General features: G+C 59.1%; 19 protein-coding genes and 2 pseudogenes. 11 read left to right on the top strand and 10 right to left on the bottom strand.

Annotation, left to right across the window (positions count from 1 at the left end; genetic code table 11):
- Positions 1-118: 118 nt before the first annotated feature.
- From ACSKT0_RS14750 to ACSKT0_RS14715, 8 genes are all read left to right on the top strand, one after another.
- Entirely contained in the window at positions 119-847 is a 729-nt protein-coding gene (locus ACSKT0_RS14750) for an EF-Tu/IF-2/RF-3 family GTPase (protein WP_437770471.1), read from the top strand.
- The gene (locus ACSKT0_RS14745; RefSeq protein WP_437770470.1) at positions 847-2,103 is read left to right on the top strand and encodes a hypothetical protein; all 1,257 of its coding nucleotides are present in this window, start codon (positions 847-849) and stop codon (positions 2,101-2,103) included. Before ACSKT0_RS14750 ends, ACSKT0_RS14745 begins: the two co-directional genes overlap by 1 nt.
- 816 nt (positions 2,104-2,919) lie before the next feature.
- On the top strand, positions 2,920-3,336 hold the full coding sequence (locus ACSKT0_RS14740) for a hypothetical protein (protein WP_437770469.1): 417 nt from the start codon (positions 2,920-2,922) through the stop codon (positions 3,334-3,336).
- 474 nt (positions 3,337-3,810) lie between these two features.
- Positions 3,811-7,071: an FtsK/SpoIIIE domain-containing protein gene (locus ACSKT0_RS14735; protein WP_437770468.1), complete on the top strand. Its 3,261-nt coding sequence runs from the start codon at positions 3,811-3,813 to the stop codon at positions 7,069-7,071.
- A gap of 2 nt (positions 7,072-7,073) precedes the next feature.
- A complete protein-coding gene (locus tag ACSKT0_RS14730; RefSeq protein WP_437770467.1) occupies positions 7,074-7,337 on the top strand; it encodes a hypothetical protein in 264 nt (87 codons plus the stop codon).
- An 86-nt stretch (positions 7,338-7,423) separates the two neighbouring features.
- Positions 7,424-8,215 (top strand): ParB N-terminal domain-containing protein, encoded by a 792-nt coding sequence (locus ACSKT0_RS14725; protein ID WP_437770466.1) that lies wholly within the window; start codon positions 7,424-7,426, stop codon positions 8,213-8,215.
- Positions 8,212-8,433 (top strand): hypothetical protein, encoded by a 222-nt coding sequence (locus ACSKT0_RS14720; protein ID WP_437770465.1) that lies wholly within the window; start codon positions 8,212-8,214, stop codon positions 8,431-8,433. Before ACSKT0_RS14725 ends, ACSKT0_RS14720 begins: the two co-directional genes overlap by 4 nt.
- 14 nt (positions 8,434-8,447) lie before the next feature.
- Positions 8,448-9,374: a hypothetical protein gene (locus ACSKT0_RS14715; RefSeq protein ID WP_437770464.1), complete on the top strand. Its 927-nt coding sequence runs from the start codon at positions 8,448-8,450 to the stop codon at positions 9,372-9,374.
- A gap of 410 nt (positions 9,375-9,784) precedes the next feature.
- Here the strand turns inward: ACSKT0_RS14715 and ACSKT0_RS14710 are convergent.
- From ACSKT0_RS14710 to ACSKT0_RS14685, 6 genes and pseudogenes are all read right to left on the bottom strand, one after another.
- Positions 9,785-10,450 (bottom strand): annotated as a pseudogene (locus tag ACSKT0_RS14710) (IS1634 family transposase); the annotation flags it as partial.
- Entirely contained in the window at positions 10,414-11,160 is a 747-nt protein-coding gene (locus ACSKT0_RS14705) for an ATP-binding protein (protein WP_275216592.1), read from the bottom strand. The gene ACSKT0_RS14705 and the pseudogene ACSKT0_RS14710, both read right to left, overlap by 37 nt.
- A complete protein-coding gene (gene istA / locus ACSKT0_RS14700; RefSeq protein WP_437770463.1) occupies positions 11,157-12,719 on the bottom strand; it encodes an IS21 family transposase in 1,563 nt (520 codons plus the stop codon). Before istA ends, ACSKT0_RS14705 begins: the two co-directional genes overlap by 4 nt.
- 163 nt (positions 12,720-12,882) lie before the next feature.
- Positions 12,883-14,004, bottom strand: a pseudogene (locus ACSKT0_RS14695) (IS1634 family transposase); the annotation flags it as partial.
- 55 nt (positions 14,005-14,059) lie between these two features.
- On the bottom strand, positions 14,060-14,422 hold the full coding sequence (locus ACSKT0_RS14690; RefSeq protein ID WP_437770462.1) for a hypothetical protein: 363 nt from the start codon (positions 14,420-14,422) through the stop codon (positions 14,060-14,062).
- A gap of 29 nt (positions 14,423-14,451) precedes the next feature.
- Positions 14,452-14,682 (bottom strand): hypothetical protein, encoded by a 231-nt coding sequence (locus ACSKT0_RS14685; protein ID WP_437770461.1) that lies wholly within the window; start codon positions 14,680-14,682, stop codon positions 14,452-14,454.
- A 452-nt stretch (positions 14,683-15,134) separates the two neighbouring features.
- Between ACSKT0_RS14685 and ACSKT0_RS14680 the strand changes: the two genes are divergently transcribed.
- Both ACSKT0_RS14680 and ACSKT0_RS14675 read left to right on the top strand, forming a co-directional pair.
- A complete protein-coding gene (locus ACSKT0_RS14680) occupies positions 15,135-15,602 on the top strand; it encodes a hypothetical protein (RefSeq protein WP_437770460.1) in 468 nt (155 codons plus the stop codon).
- Between the two features lie 1,703 nt (positions 15,603-17,305).
- Positions 17,306-17,947, top strand: a complete 642-nt coding sequence (locus ACSKT0_RS14675) for a hypothetical protein (protein ID WP_437770459.1) — start codon at positions 17,306-17,308, stop codon at positions 17,945-17,947.
- A 32-nt stretch (positions 17,948-17,979) separates the two neighbouring features.
- Here the strand turns inward: ACSKT0_RS14675 and ACSKT0_RS14670 are convergent, their stop codons facing one another.
- From ACSKT0_RS14670 to ACSKT0_RS14655, 4 genes are all read right to left on the bottom strand, one after another.
- Entirely contained in the window at positions 17,980-18,066 is an 87-nt protein-coding gene (locus ACSKT0_RS14670) for a hypothetical protein (RefSeq protein ID WP_437774038.1), read from the bottom strand.
- A gap of 72 nt (positions 18,067-18,138) precedes the next feature.
- Positions 18,139-18,594: a hypothetical protein gene (locus ACSKT0_RS14665; RefSeq protein ID WP_437770458.1), complete on the bottom strand. Its 456-nt coding sequence runs from the start codon at positions 18,592-18,594 to the stop codon at positions 18,139-18,141.
- Between the two features lies 1 nt (position 18,595).
- Positions 18,596-19,498, bottom strand: coding sequence for a TIR domain-containing protein (locus ACSKT0_RS14660; protein ID WP_437770457.1), 903 nt, complete (start codon positions 19,496-19,498; stop codon positions 18,596-18,598).
- A 52-nt stretch (positions 19,499-19,550) separates the two neighbouring features.
- On the bottom strand, positions 19,551-19,775 hold the full coding sequence (locus tag ACSKT0_RS14655) for a DUF2188 domain-containing protein (RefSeq protein WP_437770456.1): 225 nt from the start codon (positions 19,773-19,775) through the stop codon (positions 19,551-19,553).
- A 121-nt stretch (positions 19,776-19,896) separates the two neighbouring features.
- Here ACSKT0_RS14655 and ACSKT0_RS14650 point away from each other — a divergent pair, with 121 nt between their 5' ends.
- On the top strand, positions 19,897-21,453 hold the full coding sequence (locus ACSKT0_RS14650) for a hypothetical protein (protein ID WP_437770455.1): 1,557 nt from the start codon (positions 19,897-19,899) through the stop codon (positions 21,451-21,453).
- Positions 21,454-21,545: the final 92 nt, after the last annotated feature.

The following is a 21,545-nucleotide window of genomic DNA, read 5'->3' as shown; positions in this document are numbered from 1 at the left end:
GTAGTTTACACATCGTCTAGAGTATCGCCGAGGACTGCTGACCAGCTTGGGTTGGGCCAGATCGAGGCCGCGGTGCGGGCAAAGTGATCTGTCAGCACGGCGGAGGCAACTAAGTGCTTTGACGACGAAAGTCAGAAGGGTCCAACGCGTGATTCTGCCAGGGAAAAGGGGTGTGCTAGCGGTGGGTATTAGAGATTGGTTCGGCGGAAATGGCTCTTCGTCCGAGCCCAACATCGAGCCAGCCATAACGATCGGAAAGTCTTACGATCCCGCGGATGGATTCCTTATGCCGCTCACGGCTGATGAGGTATATACGATCACCGGGCGCGGAACGGTGGTTGTCGGGACAGTCGAAAGGGGCCACATTAGTGAGGGCGACGACGTCGAACTAGTGGGGCCAATTGGAAGGACCCGCACGCGCGTCGCCGAGGTGGGTCTCTTTGGGAAGAAATATGGCGTTGCGTCCGCGGGCCAGATGCGTTCGATCTTGCTTCCGAAGATCCGTAAGGAGCAGATCGAGCCCGGGGCAGTGTTGGCTGCTGTCGGGACAGTTGCGGCATACAGGCATTTTGAAGCCTCTGTTCGGCTCTTGACTTCATACGAAGGAGGTCTTGACCGTCAGATCTTTCCAAGCACCGTCGTTCAGCTGGCCATTCGTTCCGCGCAGGTCACCGGCACGATGACTGCTGTCGATGGGGCCGTGCTGGTTGAAGCGGGCGTGGATTCAATGGTGCGGGTTGACCTCCGTGGGCCAGCAATTCTGGAGTCCGGTCTTGAGTTCGCTGTGCTTCTGGAGGATCGCCCATTTGGAGTCGGGCGCGTAACACGGGTTGGAGAGACGGCGTAATGACCGGGGTGAGTCTTCAGAACGAGGTCTACGCAGCATTGCGGTCTCACTGGCGTGAGACTTCCTACAACTGGCAAGATTCGGAGCGCGGTGTCTCTCTCATTGCTGAGGGGGTGATGCGAGGTAATTCCGGCGTTCAGGCGGGTATCGAACAGCTCGGTCGTAGTTTGGGTGACAACTTCACTGCCGTTGCCACACTGCTTGATCGAGATCTCGAGCTGATTGCTTCCGGAGTGGCCGAGCTCAGTAGGAACACGTCTTCAATCGATGACGCCTTGCGCAACCCACGCTCCACCTCTGCCGCGGAAGCTTACCGGCGCGGGATCTACGCGCTCCAAAACGACTGGCCGGACGACGCTCTGGAGGAACTGGCTCTCTCGGTGGCAGAAGATCGTTACTTTGCACCAGCACATGCGTATTCCGGGCTCGCAAAAGTCCGATTGGGTAGAGCAGCGGAGGCACTCCTAGATTTCCGTCTTGCCGTTAAGTATGGTACCCGACACTTCCCGTCAACCGCAGTCGGCGCTGCCCTTCTCGGAGCCCGCACATCGACGAGTCTTAGAGACATACAGTCCGGACTTGAAATCCTCGATGCGACCCAGGAACTCCACGCCGAATGTCCCGAGCTGGTCGTAATGACCGTAAATATGGGCGGCGACACGAGTTCTTTGGAGGCAGCCTTGCGCGCTGCGCCTGAACTGGCTGCCACGTTGTCTCCCGATGCGGCGGCAAGAGTCGCGCCGATTATCGAGAGCGTGTGCGATGCGGATGACGGCCCGGTAGCGATCTCTCGGATTGCCGGCAATGAACTTGGATTGGTCCTAGAACGTGTCATGAACGTCAGGCCAACGGATGATCGGCTAAGTGGAATTGCCCGTGAAAGCGAATCCGCAAGGCAACGGGTTGATGAAGCTAGAGGGCCGCTCAAACTCCTTGCTGCCGCCGACTTGCTTCACTACTACAGGGAGTGCGCCGAACTACCACTATCTTTGGCGGAGGACGCTGTCCACAGGTCCGCTTCCCAGAGGAACAGCCTTCAGGCTGCCGCGGACAGGGTCCGAACCGAGCTTGCCGGCCCGGATAGATCTGCAGACCCCATAGCCAGTGTTCGTGAGAGGATTCAGAAAGCGGATGCGCTTAGGGAGCTGGAAAAAGATTTGGCCGCCGTGAACGAGCCGGCCTGGTTGCTATCGTCAGTACAAAAGATCCGCACCGCATTACAACGCCCGCACCGTATTTCGCCGTGGTCTGGCTAGCACAACGCCAAATTGCGGGCATCGATGCAACAGCAGCACGCTCTGGGGCTGGCGCAGCAAAATCGACAGCACGTGACATGGAATGCGGGAGCTTACAGGCCGGCCGCGGAGCTTGATCGATGGGTGGCCTACCTTTTATCACCTCGCAATCGGCGAAGGCGAAGTCCCGTGGACACGCCACGCTCATCCAGATGCCATTGGGGTGCCCGGGCGCCGAAGAGAACGCGTAGACTGCAAGGGTCCACGGCGATCTATGCCAAGAACGTACCGGCTATGTAGTGCCGACGATGCTGGACCCGCGTGGACGTAATTGATTGCGTTTCCGGCTGGTTGATCTTGTCCGTGATTGCCTCCCGGTTGTCGATGTCGTGTGCAGCAAATTTAGGACCCGGGAATGGTGGGCACAGGCCGGATTTTCGTTCTTGGAGTTGTCACCCATTCTTGCTACATAGCGCAGGTATATCGCTCACGGCGCGAGTTTGGTCAAACAGGGCCTGTTAGATTCCCTCAAGGAGTAGTTGGTTGAAGCCATCGTGGCGACCAGAGCAGGGGGCATCACTTATGGAACATTGGTGTGTAGGGCACAGAGTATGGCGATTCGCTGGCGGCGTTTTCGGTCTAGGCATCTTGTTGAGTGGATGTGCGGGTCCATCCGCGCCCGTCACCTCAGCGATAGATTCATCTCCGACGACTAGCGTCGAATCGTATAATTCGCATTCGGTACCAATTTCCGCCTCATCGTCGGCATCTGCCGCTCAGTCCGCATCTTCGGTGCAAGCCTCGGACGGCCAAGTCATTGTGGAAGGAATTGGTTGGTTGAAGGTCGTTCTCGGACTCTCGCAGTCTCAGCTCGAAAATATCCTCGGAAAGCCCGAGGGGGTTCAAACTTTTCCTGCCCTGGCCGGGGACCCTGCTTCGACATACTTTGACTACCCATCGAAGGGTATCCAGATCTTTTTTGAAGCCCCCTCATACAAGGCCAAGCGGATATTCTTCTACAACTCGTGCCCGACGAATTCAAATTTTCCCGTTTCGTTTCCTTACGGAACCTCCAAGGGGATTAACTGGAGCAGTTCGATGACGGATGTTGTTTGGACATACAAAAATCCTCTCTTCGACTCGGCAACCAAAGGGAGGCTTTCGACTACCAGGCGCTTCGACTACGGCACAATCGACTTTATGTTCGAGTCGGACAAGCTTTGCCGGATCAGTGTCGGCACGCAGGCACAGTAGGGTGTGGCAATCTCGAACACGAAGCCTGCTCAACCAATTGGACCCGAAGCCAAAGAATCCCGTCAGAATCTCCGGGAGTCTCCTCCAAGTCATCGATGCTCTTCGGCAGATAATCGCCGTTCCAGAGCGCCCTCTGGCCCAGGTGCATTTTTCGTCGTTAAACACACGGATGACGATCAGGAAGGTGTGGGCGAACATGGAGGGGATGACCCGCCGTTACCGGCCGGCGCACCGGCGAACCCGGCAGCGGTCCAGCCCGGTTCATCGTGGAGGCTTGGACGGATTTCCCGATGGCCGACGAACCCGACCAGGTCGGTCATTGCCACTGAACATGACTTCAAAGACGCGGCACCAAGCGCCCATACTGGAAAAATACCAGCGCGCCGCCAGCTTCCAGCAGCGACACATCGACACTCAGGTTGTCCACAGCGTCATGTTGCCAAGATTCACCGTTTCTGACCTAATATTTTGCCAATGACGACGACGGCGCGGACCGTCTCCATTCCTGGGGGTATGAAAACAGTGTCAGGCACTTCTTTTACATCCGAATTTCTACAGAGTCAAGAGGATTTCCGGCGAGACTTTGAGGTCGAGTTCGCGACTTTTTGTTCGATAGACAAGGACAGAGCCAAGATCCGTGCCTTGGACGAGTTTGCCTCGCAAATCGACAGCCAAATCTTCGAGAATTTTACGTTGTCGTCGCGTGCCTGGAAAATCGTCCAGTCGATAGATGTCAGCCCGGAATCCTCTCGACTTCCTGATTTGTCAACGCTTGATGAGAAGTCTCTGCCGTTTGCGGAAGTCCGAGATCTGTTTCAGAAAGCTACAAGTGCGCGGAAGTCGATGGATGCGAAGATGTTCTTCGACGGTTCCGACCGTAGCGACTTAAGAGGTTACATTCAGGAGTTGGAGTCCTATCGAGTTAGTGCGCTCGCACTGGCCGATGTACTGGAAGAAGGAATCGACCGCAAGAAGGAGGCGTTTGATGCCGCTGCGGCGCGCTTGTCGGCTCGGGTCATTTCTGATTACACGGCCCAGCGGCGTCATGTCGACGAGGCTCAGCGAGAAATAGGTCCGACGGCCATTTCTGGGTTTGACCCTACTTTTTGGGAGGATTGGACGCCGCCTCTGGGCCCGCAGATTGTCAGTTTGGGGACCTTGGTACACCCGCGGCCGGAGTCAGCCTACTCCGAAGCCCTCCCAGCACACTTTTCCTATCCTGCTCTGATGTCGTTTGAGGAAAACGGTCGACTTGTCTACCAACATGATTCATCCGGACGCGAGGCCGCTCAGTCCGCTGTGCGGGCTCTGATTTTGAGACTGTTGGCTGCGTTTCCCGCAGGAAAATTGACGTTGACCGTCTTTGATCCGATGGGCCTTGGGGACTCTGTCGGCCCGTTCCTTGCGCTGGGCGATCACAACAAGGATTTCATTGGCGGCAAGGTCTGGTCGTCGTCAGCTGACTTGGTGAAGCAGCTAAGCGAACTCACCACCCATATCGAACATGTGATCACGCGATACCTTCGGGGAGAGTATTCAACGATCGCCGAGTACAACTCCGCGGCGGGTGAAATTGCTGAAAACTACCGGGTCTTGGTCGTTTTTGATTTTCCGGCCCAATTCACCGAGGAGACCCAGTTCGAGCTCAAGCGCATCATGGAGAACGGACCTCGATGCGGGGTGTTCACGGTTGTCGTCTCGAATAGTGGGATTAAAGCCAACTATGGGGTGAAGGATTCCGATCTTCCCGGGATCAGACTGGTGAACGAGGAGAGTTTCGCCGGTCATCCTTTCGAGGGAAAATTGCCCCTTCTGCACTTTGACGCTGACCCAATCGCACTCCTTGGCGCACGAAAGGGGCAGGATCTTGTCGATTTCGTTGTTGACAAGGTAGGCCGCGAAGGGAACGCAGCCGCAGACGTATGGGTCGACTTGAACCAAACACACGCCCGCTTTGGTCAAGCGGTAGGTGCCCAAGTTCGAAGCGACATTCCCGAAGGTACGACATCGGTCAGTACGGACTCGCCCGAAACGTGGTGGAGATCTAGCTCGCGGGACGCCTGCGTTTCCCCGGTTGGGCCCAGCAGCGCACGAGATGTTGCGCTCGTACGGTTTGATTCGAGCTCAATGGCTGGAGGTTTCCTGATCGGCCGGATGGGTTCTGGCAAATCCACTCTTCTGCACACCTACTTGGCCGGCCTTACTATGCTGTATTCACCGGAGGAGCTTGAGCTTTACTTAATCGACTTTCGGGAGGGCGTGGAGTTCGCCGCCTATGCCCAGATGCAGCTGCCCCATGCGAGGTGCATCGCGATTGAATCCGAACGGGAGTTCGGTCTCAGCGTTCTTGAATCGATCGTGGAAGAGATGCAACGCCGCGGCAGGATTTTCCGCTCCACGGGAGGCCAGCAGACGACCTTCTCGAATATTCGGGATCTTGGAGGCGAAAAGCTGACGCGGATCGTGCTGGTCTTCGACGAGTTCCACGTTTTGTTCGCCCAGGAAGACAAGATCGCAGCCAAGTCTGCGGAACTTATGGAAACGATCATCCGCCAAGGTCGAGGGTTCGGAGTCCATGTCCTTCTCGCTTCGCAAACTCTCTCTGGAATGACCGCCCTGCCCCGGCAGACACTCGATCTTCTTCCAGTGCGCTTGCTTTTGGGCAGCACGCGGGAAGACGCGGACCTCGTGCTCGGTGAGGCGAACCAGGGCTGGAAACTCATCTCAAAACCCGGGGAGGGCGTCCTTAACCACATGGGAGGGGCGGTTGAAGGCAACGTCGTCTTTCTCGGCGCGTTTGAGGAAGATGCCGATCGAATCGAGCGCCTCGAAAAGCTCCGCGACAAGGCAACGGCCGAAGGCTACGCGCGTCAACCCGTCGTCTTTGAAGGGTTCAAACCGGCGAGCCTTGAATCTGAACCACCTTACGAATTCAGGACCCACGTTCTGCCGCCAAACCCTCATGTTCTTTCACTTCGGGTCGGCCGAACGATGACTCTCGCAGGTCCGGCGAATATTCTCCTCCGGCGCGAGGGCGGATCCAACGTGCTTGTAGTAGCCCGTGACATAAACGAAACCCCACTTGGGATCCTTAGCGTCGGGCTTCTTTCAATCCTCGCCGGAACCGCGACCGCAAAAGTCTATTTTGCAAATTTCATATCAATCGACGAAGACATAGATCGCCGCCTTTCTGACCACGTTGAGACTGGTCGGCTGGAGCTTTTGCGTCCTCGAAGGCTATTCGCCGTCCTTGAGGAGCTCGTCAGGGAGACGAAGCGCCGCATCGACGAGGACGACGACAGATCCCCTGCCAGAGTTCTTTGTCTGTACGGAATCCATCGCGCACGAGATCTGAGCAGCGAATCGTACTCGTCCCTCGACGATGAGACTGGAGCTCCTTCGCCCGACGAACTTTTACAGGAAGTTCTTCGGAACGGACCTGAAGTCGGAATACATGTGATCGCCTGGACGGAAAGCGTCACCGCACTTGAACGGCGTTTCAACCGCGCCACGCAGGACCACTTCAACCACATTCTCGGAACGCGTATGGGCCGGGAGGACTCCGGGAGGCTCTTTGATTCGGATGCAGCTTCGAAATTGCGTGACAACCAACTCCTGTACGCCGATATCGACGCTGGAGTCGAGCGAAGAATGATGGCTTACGCAACGCCCGACCCGATTTGGACCAAAGAGGTGCTGCTAGAACAGACCCGTACGCCGAGAGAAGAGAAGTAGTCATGTCCACTGTCCACGCAAATCCTGACGATCTTCAACGTTTCGCGAAGCAAGTTCGAGAAACGGAAAAACAGATCGGAGACCTCAAGAGGAAGGTCGAGGCAACCCTCCGTTCCCTTGATTGGGACGATCCAGTCAAACGCCGGGTGGACGAGCAACTTGGAACAATACTCAGAACCATCACGACCGCATCGCAAAAACTCGACGGTCAAGCGCGTGAGATCGACAAAAAAGCCCAGCAGCTGCGCGTCTTCCTGGGGCACTGACATTGGGGTTAGCGCATACGAGCCGGGAAGCCATCGGAGTAGCCGACCGGGCTCACCGGAAATACGTCGATTCAGTGTTGCGTGCGATGGACGAATATCGCTCCGCTCTCTCAACCCAGCTCCAATACGCAGAGACCGAGTGCCAGAGCCGCCAGCAGCGCCTGCAGCGCGCCCAGCGCGACATCGAGGACGCCCCAGACACGGAACTGCGCCATCTGGTGCGCGAACGAGATGCTTGCAGCCGCAGGCTCTACGTATCAAAGAAGGCTGTTCAGGAAATCCGGGAGGCATCATCAAGGTTTTCGGCTCTGTCTGCCCGCTTCAGAGAATCAATCAACAGACTGGGGTTGCGCGCCAGAACCAGACTGACGTTTCTCGATGAAGCAGTTGCCGTCTACGCAACCAACGCATGGCGTTCCAGTGGGACCAGCGTGAGTTTGGGAGGGGAATCCTCCGGTGAACACGTCGGTCCGGCAGAGGTCTCAGGTCTTCACTCACTTCTGAATGGCAGGGGAATGCGCATGATCGACGTAAACGCGGCTGACTTCGCGGACAATCCGATTCTCTCTTGGAAAGCAGAGCAGGCTGATTATGCTTGGGCTTGTGAAAAGTGGGAACAGGTCATCATGAAAGTCATTGAGCAAGGGGGCGGGCGGGAAGAACTGGCCAATCGAGACATGTCGTCCGGGGAAACTGCCAATTCAATGCGGCAGCTTGCCCATGTATGGGACCTCTTCCTCGGATCTGACCCAATCCGGCTCGACACGAAGCCCGACGGCGCCTATGAAGTCATTGGAGGCAGGCACCGCCTCCAGGTGGCGAGGCAGTTGGGAATCGCCCGCCTCCCAGCCGTCGTAAGTGAACGGACCAGACCATGAACAGACTTGACTCGGTCCTCGCGGACATGGAGCGGTCAGCCGCCGACCTGCGACGAGCTTGGGACGGAACAAACGAAGCATGGCGCGATAGCCGTCGCACGCAAACCGCGGTCGAGCTTATCGACCCGACCCTTGAACTGGCGAAAGACACCGCGGCCACCCTAAGGGCCATCACCGATCAGGTTCTGCGCGCGACGGCCTCGCTGCGCTTGCCATAACCATAGGATTTGGAATGCCAGGACCAAGGACGCAACAAGCCCGACCACTAGCTAGAGGCCGAGGCTCGCTGCCGAATCCCGAGGAAAAGCAGCGCTACAAGAAGTTCGCCAAGCTAACATTCGGGCTGGTTTTTGCAACAGCTTTGACTTTCCTCGTCGTTACTGTTGCCGGGCAAGTTTCATCCACCGTCACCCCCATGAGTGGGGCGCCCAGCTCGCCCCAACCCTCGCGGGCAAGTGTTCCTGGTGGCCTAAGTTTTGATCCAGCCGCGTCGACCGCGACGCAAAATAAGCGGTTGAATCTCATAGGGCCTGGCAATTCATGGACACAGGATTGCAAGAGTCTCAACCTGGCTGTTGCGGCTTCTCCCCAGTCTGCATCTTGGTTCAAGAGGGGGAAGTCGATCGATGAGATTCATTCAAATGGCTATGCCCTCATGGGAGTTTTTGGAAGTAGCGTCATTCTCCAAACTAGGAATGACGAAATTCCCGGAAGTACATTTGTTAACCTTGACTTGGCAACCGGTCGTGTCAATTGGACGTATCCAGATGGTGGCCTTTTGGCTGGCGACAAGATTGTCCGCAAGGATGAAACGGAAAAGGGGCCATTTGGATATGTACGCCGATTAACGGCGATCTCGGCGGCCACAGGCGCTGTTCTTTGGGATGTCCGGCTGGACGACAGTCTACAATTGCAGCGCGAGGTGGGTCTGGGGGCACCCCCGGATAGTCGAAGCAACATAGCGATGCTCAATGGAGTGCTGTGGTACGCACACATGCCAGTAGGAAAGCTTCCTGACAGATTTTTTACCGTGGATCTTGCGACTGGTGCGCTTGTAGAACAGCCTGCCAGTGTCTCTCCCTCCTCTTCCTCGGGCCTCTTCGATGATTACCACCCTGACAATCCGGTTACTCCTTGGCCGTCTCTCTCGGGGTGTTGACGACGCCCGCTTCCTGCGTCCTCTTGTTGAAGGGAATCGTTGAACCTCGGTCGGATCCATTCATGGTGCGCTGGGCTTGCCAGGAGAACCGCAAAGTTCCGCACGGCTGAGCAGCCGCCCATCAATCCTTCATTTGGGATCGGCTTGCCGGGGGCCGCCGGGCAGTGAATTCGGCTGATTTCATCTTGACCGGCTTCATCGATCATGCGGAAAAGATGGCCAATGACATAGCTGCCGGCGCAGAAGTCCAAGCTTCGGCACTAGTCCCACGGTTCGGCCATCGGGGAGGATGCAGTGCACGATGCCGCCGCGGTGTCTGAAGCGGTGAAATCGACCGTGTAGCTTGCCTCGTTCGGCGGCTGGGAGACGACGAGGCTGTATCGGCCGTTGGCCTGACTTGGCTCATTTGCTTAGTGCGTGAGTTTTGGGCTGGGGATGGCGTCGAGGATGGCTTGCTGTTCGGCAGGGATGGCGGGGGCGAAGGTCTGGGTGGTGCCGTTGATGGCGATGGTGGCCGAGCGTAGGGGCCGGAGCTGTTTGATGACGTTGGCTATCGCGAGTCCTGTTCTGTTCTGGACGGTGCGGGAGACGGCGAGGGCGGTGAACACGATCGTCAGGTGTGCTTCGATCGCGTCGCGGGTGCGGTGGAACATGGGTCTGGCCCGCAGGTCGGTTTTGCTCATCCGGAAGGACTGCTCGACGTGCCACAGCTCGTGGTAGGAGCCGATGACCTCTGTGGCGGGCATGACCGCTGCCGGGATGTTCGTCACGTAGCCCTTCAGGCCGGCCAGTTGCCGGGCTCGGGTCAGTGATGCCTCATCCAGGCTGGGTTTGCCGCCTGTGGTCTTGACGAAGCGCGGGGTCCGGGCCGTCTTCTGCCCTTCGATGACCTCCCGCGCCCGGTTCTCTTGGGCGGTGAGGGTGATTGAGTATTTGAAGGTTTGGAAGCCATTCGATATTGCCTTTCGGGGCCATTGATATTGCCGGTGGGGGCCAGCGGCCGAGGTTGTGGGGGCCACGGGCCCCCACCGACGTTTTCTTACTGCTTCATGGTGGCGTGTTGGCGCATGTTGTGGTTGCCGGTATCGACCCAGATGGTGTTGTGCACGATGCGGTCCATGATTGCATCAGCGTGGACCCCGGAGCCGAGCCGTTGGTGCCAGTCTTTCTTGGCGTACTGGGTGCAGAACACGGTTGATGCTGTGTCGTACCGGCGCTCGAGCAGTTCCAGGAGCATGCTGCGCATTCCTTCGTCGGGGTGGTCGAGAAGCCATTCGTCGATCACGAGGAGGGTGAAGGCCGCGTACTTGTTCAGGAATTTGGTTTGTCCCTGTGGTTTGTCCTTGGCCAGGGCCCAGGCTTCCTCGAGGTCGGGCATGCGGACGTAGTGGGCCCGGATCCGGTGCTGGCAGGCCTGCTTGGCCAGAGCGCACCCCAGGTAGGACTTCCCGGATCCGGTGAATCCCTGAAACACGACGTTCTGCTGCCGTTCGATGAACGAACACGTGCCGAGCTGGGCGATCACGTTCCGGTCCAGACCACGCTCGTCCACCAGGTCGAGCCGTCGCAGGTCCGCGCCGGGGTAGCGCAGCCCGGCGCGCCGGATCAGTCCCTCGACCTTGGCGTGGTTGAACCCGGAGTGGGCCTCGTCGACGACCAGGCGGAGCCGTTCCTCGAAGGCCATGCCGAGCACGAGCGTCTCGTCCTGGGCCTCGAGCGCCTCCAGCATCGGGGCGGCACCCATCTCGCGGAGCTTGCGTTTGGTTTCGATATCGATCCCGCTCACTTGGCACCGCCTGCGTAGTATTCGGCGCCGCGGACGTATCCGCCGTGTTCGGCCGGTTCATCCCGTGGTGGCCTGAGTCCGGCGGCTTTGTCCTGCTCTGTGGCCAGGATCGGCTGCAGATGCGCATACCGCGGGGACCGCACACGCCCTGCCAACGCAAGCCGGCAGGCTGCCTCGAGGCGTTCGGTCGAGTAGCGCCGGGAGAGCCGTAACACGGCCAGTGCCGCGTCCAGGCCCTGCTCGTCGACCCGGACGGACTCGAAGATCCGGTTGACCACGGTCACCGCTGCCGGGCCGATCCGTCCGGCCCACTCCCGCACCCGGGGCGGGTCCCACTGCCGGTACTTCTCGCCGGCGGGCAGGTCGGCGTCGTTGGTGCGGTACTCGTTGGCCGCGCCCTCGGGCAGCAGCAGGTGGCTGGTCAGCCGTTCGGTGCCCCGGTAGGCCTGGATCACCCGGTCGGTGATCCGCAGGTCCACCGTGGTGCCGATATGGGCAAAGGGCACCGAGTAGTAGTTCCTCTCCCAGACCACGTGCCCGTTCCGGCCCACCCGGCGTCCGTATGCCCATCTGCTGATCTCGTAGGCCGCCGCCGGCAACCCCGTCAGCAGCGGCTGCTCCTCGGCTGCGAACACGCTGGCCCTGGACCCGGGCCGCTTCTGGAACGGCTCCGCATTGTAGGCCGCCACCCGCTCGATGATGGCGGCCCGGAGCTCCGGCAACGAGGTGAATTGCCGCTGGCGCAGCCCGGCGATGATCCAGGTAGCCACGTGGGCGACCGTGTTTTCCACGCTGGCCTTATCCTTCGGTGCCCTGACACGTCCGGGCAGCACCGCCGCCGAATAGTGCGCCGCCATCTCGCGGTAAGCGTCGTTGAGTACGACCTCGCCCTCGCGGGGATGCTTGATGACCCCGGTCTTCAGATTGTCCGGCACGATCCGCGGCACCGAACCGGTGAACGCCTCGAACATCGCCACGTGGGCCCGCAACCAGGTGTCCTGCTTCATGTCCAGGGCGGGTTCGACGAACGCATACCGGCTGAAAGGCAGGCATGCCACGAACAGATACACGGTCCTGGCCTTGCCCGTGACCGGATCGGCCAACTGCATCGTGGGCCCCGACCAGTCGACCTCCACCGTCTGCCCGGCCTTGTGCCCGACCCGGGATGCCGCCCCCGTTACCAACACATGCCGCTGGTAGGTCCTGCAGAACCGGTCATAACCCATCATCGGCTCACCGGCAGCGGCGCATGAATCGGCGTACTCGCCATGCAGCAGCTTCAGCGTCACCCCCACCCGGGCCATCTCCCGGTGGACCTGGTCCCAGTCCGGCTGCGCGAACACGCTTTGATGCTCACCGCGGCCCGGGAACAACCGGGCATACACCTCGCGATCCGAGCTGTCGGCGATATCATCCCAAACCACACCGGCCGCATCGGCAGCCTCCAGCACCGCCGTGATGCTCTTCCGCGACATTCCCTGCGATGCCGCGATCGCCCGGCCCGACAGGCCTTCGGCGCGCAACCGCAACACGAGCTTCGCTCTGATCTTCCGTACCATTGATGATTACTCCTTCCGCCGTGCGCCCTATACACACGACGGAAGGAGCCTAAACTTGGTGGCCCCCAAGCACGCCACTACCGGCACCCAAGACCGCTACTGCCCGCTCTGCCCACCGGCCCCCAAACACACGAAAGATGGACCCCAACAGCGCGAATATTCAGGTGATGCCGTCGCGGACGGCTCTCTTGCGGGAATAGGCCCACACGGCCCGCCATGAACCCGGGTGCGTGCCGGGATCCCAGACGGGTTCGGCGCGCAGGTCCGCGTTGTTCTAATTCCGGTGCCCGGTCCTGGGCGTGATCGTGTCGATCAGCTGCCCGTCGGCGAACGCGTCACCATGCCAGCGGAAGTGCGAGGCCAGGTCGTTCGGGGCCTTCGTCATCCGGGAGCCGACGATGAACCGCAGGTCCGCATCGTCCAGCTCGCGCAGGTTGGACGCCGAGAGCATGCCCGCGTCAGCCACGACGACCATGTCGGCCAGGCCGTGGCGGGCCTGGAACTGCTTGATGATCGGGATCATGGTCGAGGTCTCGGCCTTGTTGCCTTCGAAGCAGCCGATCTCCAGAGGAAACCCGCCCCGGTCCACGAGCAGGCCGACGACGACCTGCGGGTCGACGCGGCGTTCCTTCGAATACCCGACCTTGCGCAGCTCGTCTTCCTTCTCGGCCTCGAAGTACAGCGTGGTGACGTCGTAGAGCACCAGGGAGACGTCCCCGCTGGTGCTGGCGTGTTGGAAGCACGAGGTCGCGATCTGGTCGCGGTACTTGCCCTTGGCGGCCCGGCCGAGGGTGCGTTTCATGGTCGCGTAGCTGGCCGGGGCCCGGCCCAGGTCCCGCAGGATTCTGCCGGAATCCAGCAGCGATGTGGGTTCGACGACCCGGGCGATCACCAGGTCGCGGAACACCTCGTCGCCGAGCCCGTCGAATCCCAACGCCGTGAACACCCCGGCCAACGCGCCGAACAGGATCCGCGAGTCCGTGCCCAGCACGCGTCCTGGACCGTCACGACCGTCGGGAGCCGCAGTGCCGGCGGCCTCGAACAAACCCGGTCCTGCAGGCGCAATCAGGCTTTTCACCGGCGGCGTCGGCTCGACACCAAAGTCAAGGACGCCCTGGGCCGGATCCTCCAGCAGTTCACGGGCGCGCTCAAGCAGAACACCGAGCTCGGCTTCCGTATGCGCCGAACCGACATGCTCCACGATCCGCTGACGACCTCGCACATACTCCGCGATCTGCACAGCCGTCGCCCCGGACGCCGTTCGCACCCGCCTGATAAACACCACATCGGCGACACTAGGCCAAACCATTAGTGCGTGAAAAGCGGTCAATCAGAACACATCACCGCAGGTCACAGCCCCGGACCACCGCGAAGCCAGGACCCGTGAGCCAAGTCAGGTCTGAAGCGGTGAAATCGACCGTGTAGCTTGCCTCGTTCGGCGGCTGGGAGACGACGAGGCTGTATCGGCCGTTGGCGTCCTTCTTCGTGCTGAACGAGCAGCTCATGCCGCCGCCGATGTCCAGGGGCTTGGTGCCGTTGTAGAACATGCCTTGGCACCGGCCGTCTTGGGCGATCGACTTCACGGCAGTGCCGTCGTCCGCCTTCCAGTTGCCGGCAATTTTCGGCGTGCTGTCGCAGGCCGTGAGTGCCAGGGTTGAGGCCAGCACCAGTGACGCTCCTAGAAGTTGGACCGTTCTTCTCATCGTTTCTCCTGAGGTTTGTTGGGGGGCTGTTAGAAGAAGAAAATGACCCAGCGTCCTCCGCGATAAAGGTAGATGGTGTACGCCAAAGTGATCAGGCCAATCCAGACGCCATTGAGGTGCCCGGGAGCGGACGAGAACGTGTAGAAGACGGCACCCAGAGTGATGATTGCCCAGAAGGTGCCGGCGATGTAGTGCGGCCTGCGGCGCTGGACCCGCACGGTGCTCAGTGATTGTGTTTCTGGCTCATTTAGCTTGTCCATGATTTGCCTCCTGGCTGTCGATGCTCTGCAGCAAGAATGTATGTCTCAGGAATGGCGGAGACAGGCCGGGTCTTCATTTTTCGTGGAGTTGTCACCCATTGTTGCTACATAGCGAATGAACTTCGCTCATGGGGCGAGTTTGGTCATGCAGGGCCTGTTAGATTCCCTCAAGGATTAGTTGGTTGAAGCCATCGTGGCGACCAGAGCGGGGGACATTACTCATGGAACACAAGAGTGCAGGGCGCGGGGCAGTGCGATTCGCCGGCGGAGTCTTCGCGATAGGTATTCTGCTAAGTGGATGCACGGGCCCGGAGGGGCCCTCAGCCACATCATCAAGTTCGACGTCGCCAGGGTCAGCACTTGAAGCGACCCCGATCGAGTCGATGGTTCCCTCAAGGGAAGAGGTATCCCAGCGCTTTGGGTCGGGATGGTCACCTCACGGAGGTCCGCCTGTGGCCGCCAAATATACCAAACCGCGAATAGCAAGCTCTGGTCAGTCGCCCGATGCGGGTTTGTCCAAATGCATAGCCAGCCACCTGGAAATGGAATCGATCCCGTGGATCGAAAGCGCAGGGTCAGATTACTACGACAAACTCGACGGCAGGCAGGGCCTGGCGTACTGGAATGTCCTACGGTTTAGTTCACCCGATGAAGCGAAACACTACATGGATGCGACGATGCAGATGATTCAATCATGCGAAATCGAATCCAAGACAGATCCCCGCATCTACAAGATCGCCTCGTTCTCAAGCACAATTAACGGGGCCATGGCCGCTCAGACAGGCACGGAGATGGATGCAGACCGGCAACTCTGGATTCGCAGAGGGAGCTTGGTCTTTGGCGTTATGTCCCGTATTTCGCAGGAGCGGGCAGACCTAATGATGCGCCTTCAGGAAGACAAAATCGAGTCCATCCGTTAGTTCAACCTCGGGCACCTGTAGTCAATGGCTCGCTACTCGGTGAACTACCGATGCTTGCGTAAAATCCCCTGCGTGCCATCCCCGTCCCTTACCGACTGAACACGAACTCCGGCAACAGCCAGGCTGGGCCTGCGCTCATCGATGAAAACTCGATCCGATTTTTGCAATACATAAGCCACACCAGCAAATGTTCTAGAGGAACACATGAAATTTGGGAGAAATATGGCGCGAATGGTCCTTGGGGTAGTGGCGGTACTGACCCTGTCGGGATGTGCGCAGGTGGCCACCTCGCCCGAACTTTCGACGATGCCAACGACAGCCCAAACGCCCTCTCCGGCGCCAAGCACGAGCATCACCGTAGAGACGCTTGTCACGTCGGCTGCAGGAGAAGCAACGGGATTCTCGGATAGCTTTGAGGCCACAACCCCGACTGGCTACAAAGCGAAAATCTCATATTCGTACGTCGGTTCCGTCTGGAGTCAAGATCCTTCTAAGTCTCCGCCCGGCGTGACGGAACTGCGTGGTAAGCCTGCTGGCTCGGTTACGGTTGTAAACACCACGGCGGGACGGCAGAACCCCGTTCTGTACTCGACGAAGATTTCAGCCCTGTACGGCTCGGGCTCCCCAGTGTGCAAGCTGAAATGGCCCTGGATGGAGCGGCATTCGCCCAAGGGAAGCAATACGGAATATTGCATGGTCGAGTTGGCGGTTTTCTCAGGAGTTAGAGGTGAAGCAATCCCTCAAGGTGGGACACTGCAAATACTGGCTCCAACTACAACCCCGGTCGTGTTCGACAGAGTCGATGAGGCCAGCGCTCCTGAGATTATCGCGGCCCTCCAGAACCCAAAGATAGTGGTCGCGACGCTCTCAGCCGAATCCTCGGAAGCGGGAGGAGCCAGCAGCGGGGCCACAGTAACTGGCAAATCGTGTCAGCATCGTTTTATGAATCCAGCCAGTGGAAGTTGGCTTGATGCCGGCACGGATTGGATTGTCCCTCCGAGCGAAGTTTCTCTCTGCAATTCCTAACGAGGAGTTAGCCCGAGTTTTCATCAAGGTGTCGATCTGAGGCTGTCTCTAGCCGACGAAAGGTACTTCTGGGCGGGGTAAATGCTAACTACTCAACAACCCGTTGCGACTAAATGGCGGCAGGTTCAACTCGACCGGCATCCTATTCTTCCAGCCCAGACCAAGCGCACCGATCCCGCGACGCTGGGCGATGTGTGTCGGAGCTTCATCATTCCTGATGCGCAGCGGCGTGGCCCGCCACCACGGCGGTAGTTTGGTGCGAACTTGCCCCGGTGTTAGTCGGCGTATCCAGCGAGGAACGACGCTCCAGTGCCAAGTGGGAACCATCCAGACATGAACGCCAACTCGCTCGCGTTGACAGGATCCACCGCTGGCAGAAACATCGGGCGCTCCGTCCGTCGTCGTCCAGGGGAATGAGGTGCCGGGGCTCACGACCTCATGGAGGTGGCGGGTCGGGGCTACACGACCTGGTGCTTCTCAAGGGCTGGCCCTGTGCTATGGGAGACACGTCTCGACAAGACAGTGCCAGCCTCGCCAAGGGTGGCACGTATGACGACGCACTTGGCTTTGAGTCAGAACGGCCAGACAGTCGCGATGGAACCAACGACTCCAACACTCTGATCGGGGTCCTTGGGTTGTTGAAAACCAGGCTTTCAAGTTCCCAATAGAATCTATTTATGTCTGAGTGGGGATGGAATCCGGAGACGTTTGGGGCAATCGGCACGGTCGGCGCCACACTGGTGGGAACAATCGCGCTTCTGTTGGCCTCCTCGCAACTCAGAATGGCATCCAGACAGCTGCGCATGGTCAACAAGGATCTGGATCTAAAAGCGCAGGCACGAATGATGCACGTCCGGATGATCAGAGACAGCCGCAGCTTGGACATGTTCGCAGCGACAAGCCAGAAGACGTGTACAGACGGCCATTGGATTGAGTGGGCGAACGATAAAGGGTCTCCGGACGCCTACGCAGTAGATGTCGAACTTTCGAACGACAGCCACTCCGACATTCATTTGCTCGGCCTCGTTTCCGTGGGTGGCTATCCCATTGATGGCAAGTCTCAATTTTCCATCTCAATGAAAAATGGCTGGCGCCGCGGCGTTCGAATCCAATTTGGGTTCGCCAACAGCGTCTTGACCTCAGGCGACAAGTACTATGTTCGTCTACCGATGGCAGCAGGATTCTCTTCACCCGGCGAACTCATTGGCATCCGGTTCCGGGACGCCGACGGGATTCTGTGGACCCGCCGGCTAGACGGCACTCTTATCGAAGGAGAAATGAAGATGGTGCCTGGCTATTCCTACAATGGTCCACTTTGAAACTTCACATAGCTGTACACAGTTGCTGCCGGCTACGCGGATGTCTTGCATGACGGGGCGATGACGTCGTCCGGTGTGACGTCGCTGCGGACGGCGCCGGCACGCTGTGCGCGGGTCAGCAGGGCACTCGCTACAGTCTTGACCCGTGCGGTAGATCGAACGCCTGTGCACTAAGTAGCTGTCCGGGGCACTTAGACGGCGAAGGGTTGACCACAATGCAGACAATAGATCGGGACGACGCGTTCCTCCGGAATCTTGATGGGCTCCCAAGGATGACAAGGGGGCTGGACCAGCATCATGTCGTTTGTTTCATGGAGTGAGTCGGGTGTCGGTTCCTCGTTCCGACCCGGCTTGTATGTCCAGCCTTTGACGCCACGGAATGTGTCCTTGAACCCCTGCTCGACCTCTTCGTGTAGATGCGACAGCATGAAGTCTTGCCGATATTGCACCTGATCCTGGGTCCACCATTGGTCAGGTAGAGCGGATTCTCCGCACAGTGGGCAAAAGTAGACGGGAGGATCTACCTCACCGTGCGGGCGGTCTTCGGTCGGGCCGTGGTGCCACTTGAACTCATTTTCGCAATGCGGACATTCTCGCCGCATGAAACCGTCGTCATCGAGCGGAATCTGAATTGAATAGCTGCTCATCTCATCCCACCGTATCTACGAATGCTTCTTCACGGACGGGTTCTCCGTTCGCAGTGCGGCCCGTGATGATCACATCGAACTGAGACCTCGACATCCCAAAGGTTCGCGCGGCGAACACATGGAAACTCTTTCCCGCTGGCAGCCGCGTCACTGGTTCGTCGCCGCCAACAATGAGCCCCGGCATGTCAGGCACCTCCACGTTGACTTCAAAAACAGGTTCTGTCCCACGGTTGATGATTTCGAGCCGATCAGAACCTCCGCTTCGGGAGTGATATCTTGCATCGAGCTTCACCCCGTGAGTGTTGTTGGTGTTCGGAACGCGACGTCCAAGAGGAAGGCCACCTCCGGGTGGGGGAGGAGGCGTGAAGTCTCCAACCCTGAGCCAGTCAGATCCTTCTAAATTGACGGCGCAGCCGGCCGTCTTGAGACGCTGGGCCAAATCCTTGCGTTTCGCTGCGTCGTTGCTCATGCGAATTGAGTGGCGACCTGCAACGTCACTGAAAGGCCGCACGGCGCCCAGCTCAACGAGTACCGTGCGGCGGGCATCCCGGCCGATGGCCATGCCGGCTTCGAAGAGGACGTTGGGCCTGGCCTGGGGCGCCGGCTGGGTTTCAGTGTCCGCGGCGCCGTGCCCATACGCGGGTTGGAGGTAGGCGACTTCGTCTGGAGTCATGAGGACGACTACGGCCTGTGCCTTGTCGAAGGCAACGTCTAGAACGTCGCCGATGTAGGGCGAGGCGTGGTTCGTCCACTGGAGAGCCTGCTCCCATTCGATGGGCTTGAGGCCGATGGCACGTAGGAAGTCGAACATGGCATCACGCGCCGCGTCGTTCCGTCCGTGAACGACGAATACCCGTTCCGCCTGCTGGTCATCGGTGGGAGAACCGGATATGTCAACTGTCAAAACTAGTCCTGCCTAATCTTGTCGATGCTGGGTGGTTGTGGCGTCTGAGGCCTCAGCCTTTCGGCGGGTGTGGATCGTTGCCGTAGGAATTTCGTTCGCCGATGGTCCCGTCGAGCTTCTTGATCGTGTGCTCAACGCCTCGAGCCTGCGCCATGCGGCGGCCTTCAGCTTGGGCTTCCCTCTTGGTCTCGGCCGTGTTCGAAGCTCGGGAATTCCCTTGTATGCGGTTCTTCCATTGCCCGTTTTCGTGGTAAGTCTCGACGCCGTGGTTCGCCATGCTGGCTTCTCCTTTCTTGTGGTGCAGACGCGAGTCGCCTGTCAATTCACAAGCTAGCAGTACCCACCGACAATCAGACGCGGTTGTAGCCATGGGGCGGAATTTGGCATTGAATGGCAGAGTGCCCGGTAAATACCTGCCCTTGAGCCAGCCGCAGGTTGATGTACTTCATTGGGTAGCCGATGGTTGCCCGGAGGCGTTATGGGAGGGCAACGCCCATAAGCTTGTGGCTCGGGCCTTGGCCAACCGAAACCTCATTGCCATCAACCGCCGCCGGGGCCGCTGGTCGGCCGACATGTTGCCGGGCGGAGAATATTACCTGGCGCACAACGACTTCGACCCCGTCATCAAACAGCGTGAGCACGCCACAACCACAGGGACAGCGGTGAAGTCGCTGAAGCCGTCGGGCCGCCGGACGGCGCTACGTCTGGCTGCGCCAACGAATGAGGCGTCGCCGCGGGTCGAAAACGTGGACCTAGATGAAGGTGCGAACTTTCGACAGCGGTCGGCGGCGCGGGTCGCATCAAGGTCCACGAGTCGGCCTGCGCAAGTACCGGCGAGGGTGCCGACGGCTCCAGCCAGGAGTGCGACAGAAAAGATGATGGATCGCCTGGTGGTTGAACACGTTATCGAATTCACGAGGGCGGAAACCGGAAGATACAAGCAGCTCGTCACGGTCGCCCGGCGGAAGAAACTGTTTCCAGACGACATGGAGCTCGTCGTTACGACCAGTTGGAACAAGCCGTGCACCGTGGAGTTGAAGCGGCGTCCGGAGTGGCAGTTGGTGACACTTGCCCCGGTAGACGTGCCCGCTGCTATTCGCACGGCCCATGATGTCGTTGCCAAGCTGAAGCAGCAGCGAACAGACCGCCTTGGCATGGACACGCCCCGGTGGAACTGGACCTTACGTATTGTCCAAGGACTCGCTATTGAAGCTGAACGACGAGGTTATGGAGTCGCAGCAGTACCCGTGCCTAAGCCGGATCACTATGGCCGCTTTAACAACGACGGGCGGACCAACGGTCATCTCAAAGTCAGCATTGGTGAAGACGAAGTCCAGGTGCGTTTCAGTCAGGCGACGGAGCGGGTGCCTCGTGTGCTCAAGGCGTCCGAACTTCGACGGCAAGCAAATGGTTATTCGGTTCCGACCGAGGATCTCGTCAAGACTGATTTCCTCACCATCAGACTCACAGGCCTGGAGCCACCGTTCTGGCAATCCGAGTGGACCGAAACCGACACGACTCGGGCCGATTCGCTGTTGCCACGAGTTCTCCAAGAGATCGAACTGCGAGCCGCCCGTGCGGTCGAAGTACGGCTCGAAAAGCAGCGCCGTGACGATGAAAAGCGCCGCCAATGGGAACAAGTTCGTGAAGGTGCCATCGGGCGCCTTAACGAGGATCACCGTGCCAAAGTACTTCTTGACCAAGCCGAACGTTTCCAACGGGTGCAGCTGCTCGGCGACTACATCGCCGCCATGAGGAGCCACATCGAATCCATGGACCTGGCGGATGCCGCCGCAGCCACTGACTGGCTGCAGTGGGCAGAAACCCATGCAACGGCAATGAACCCACTGCTCGGGGATATTCGGATACCGGATGATCCCAAGCCAGATGCCGACGCGATTAAACCGTACATGAAGGGCTGGAGCCCGTATGGCCCGGAACGTGGCTATTTCTAGCAGTGCTTGTTCCGAGCCCACATTGCTTGAAATGTAGGTGCGGCCGACGGATATAGGGATGGAGTTACGGAAGGACCCATGGGGTACCGACA

Origin of the sequence: Arthrobacter sp. KNU40, assembly GCF_051515115.1 — a bacterium.
GTDB lineage: Bacteria > Actinomycetota > Actinomycetes > Actinomycetales > Micrococcaceae > Arthrobacter.
Note: the sequence above shows the minus strand (reverse complement) of the source record. Positions and strands in the feature narration are given on the sequence as shown.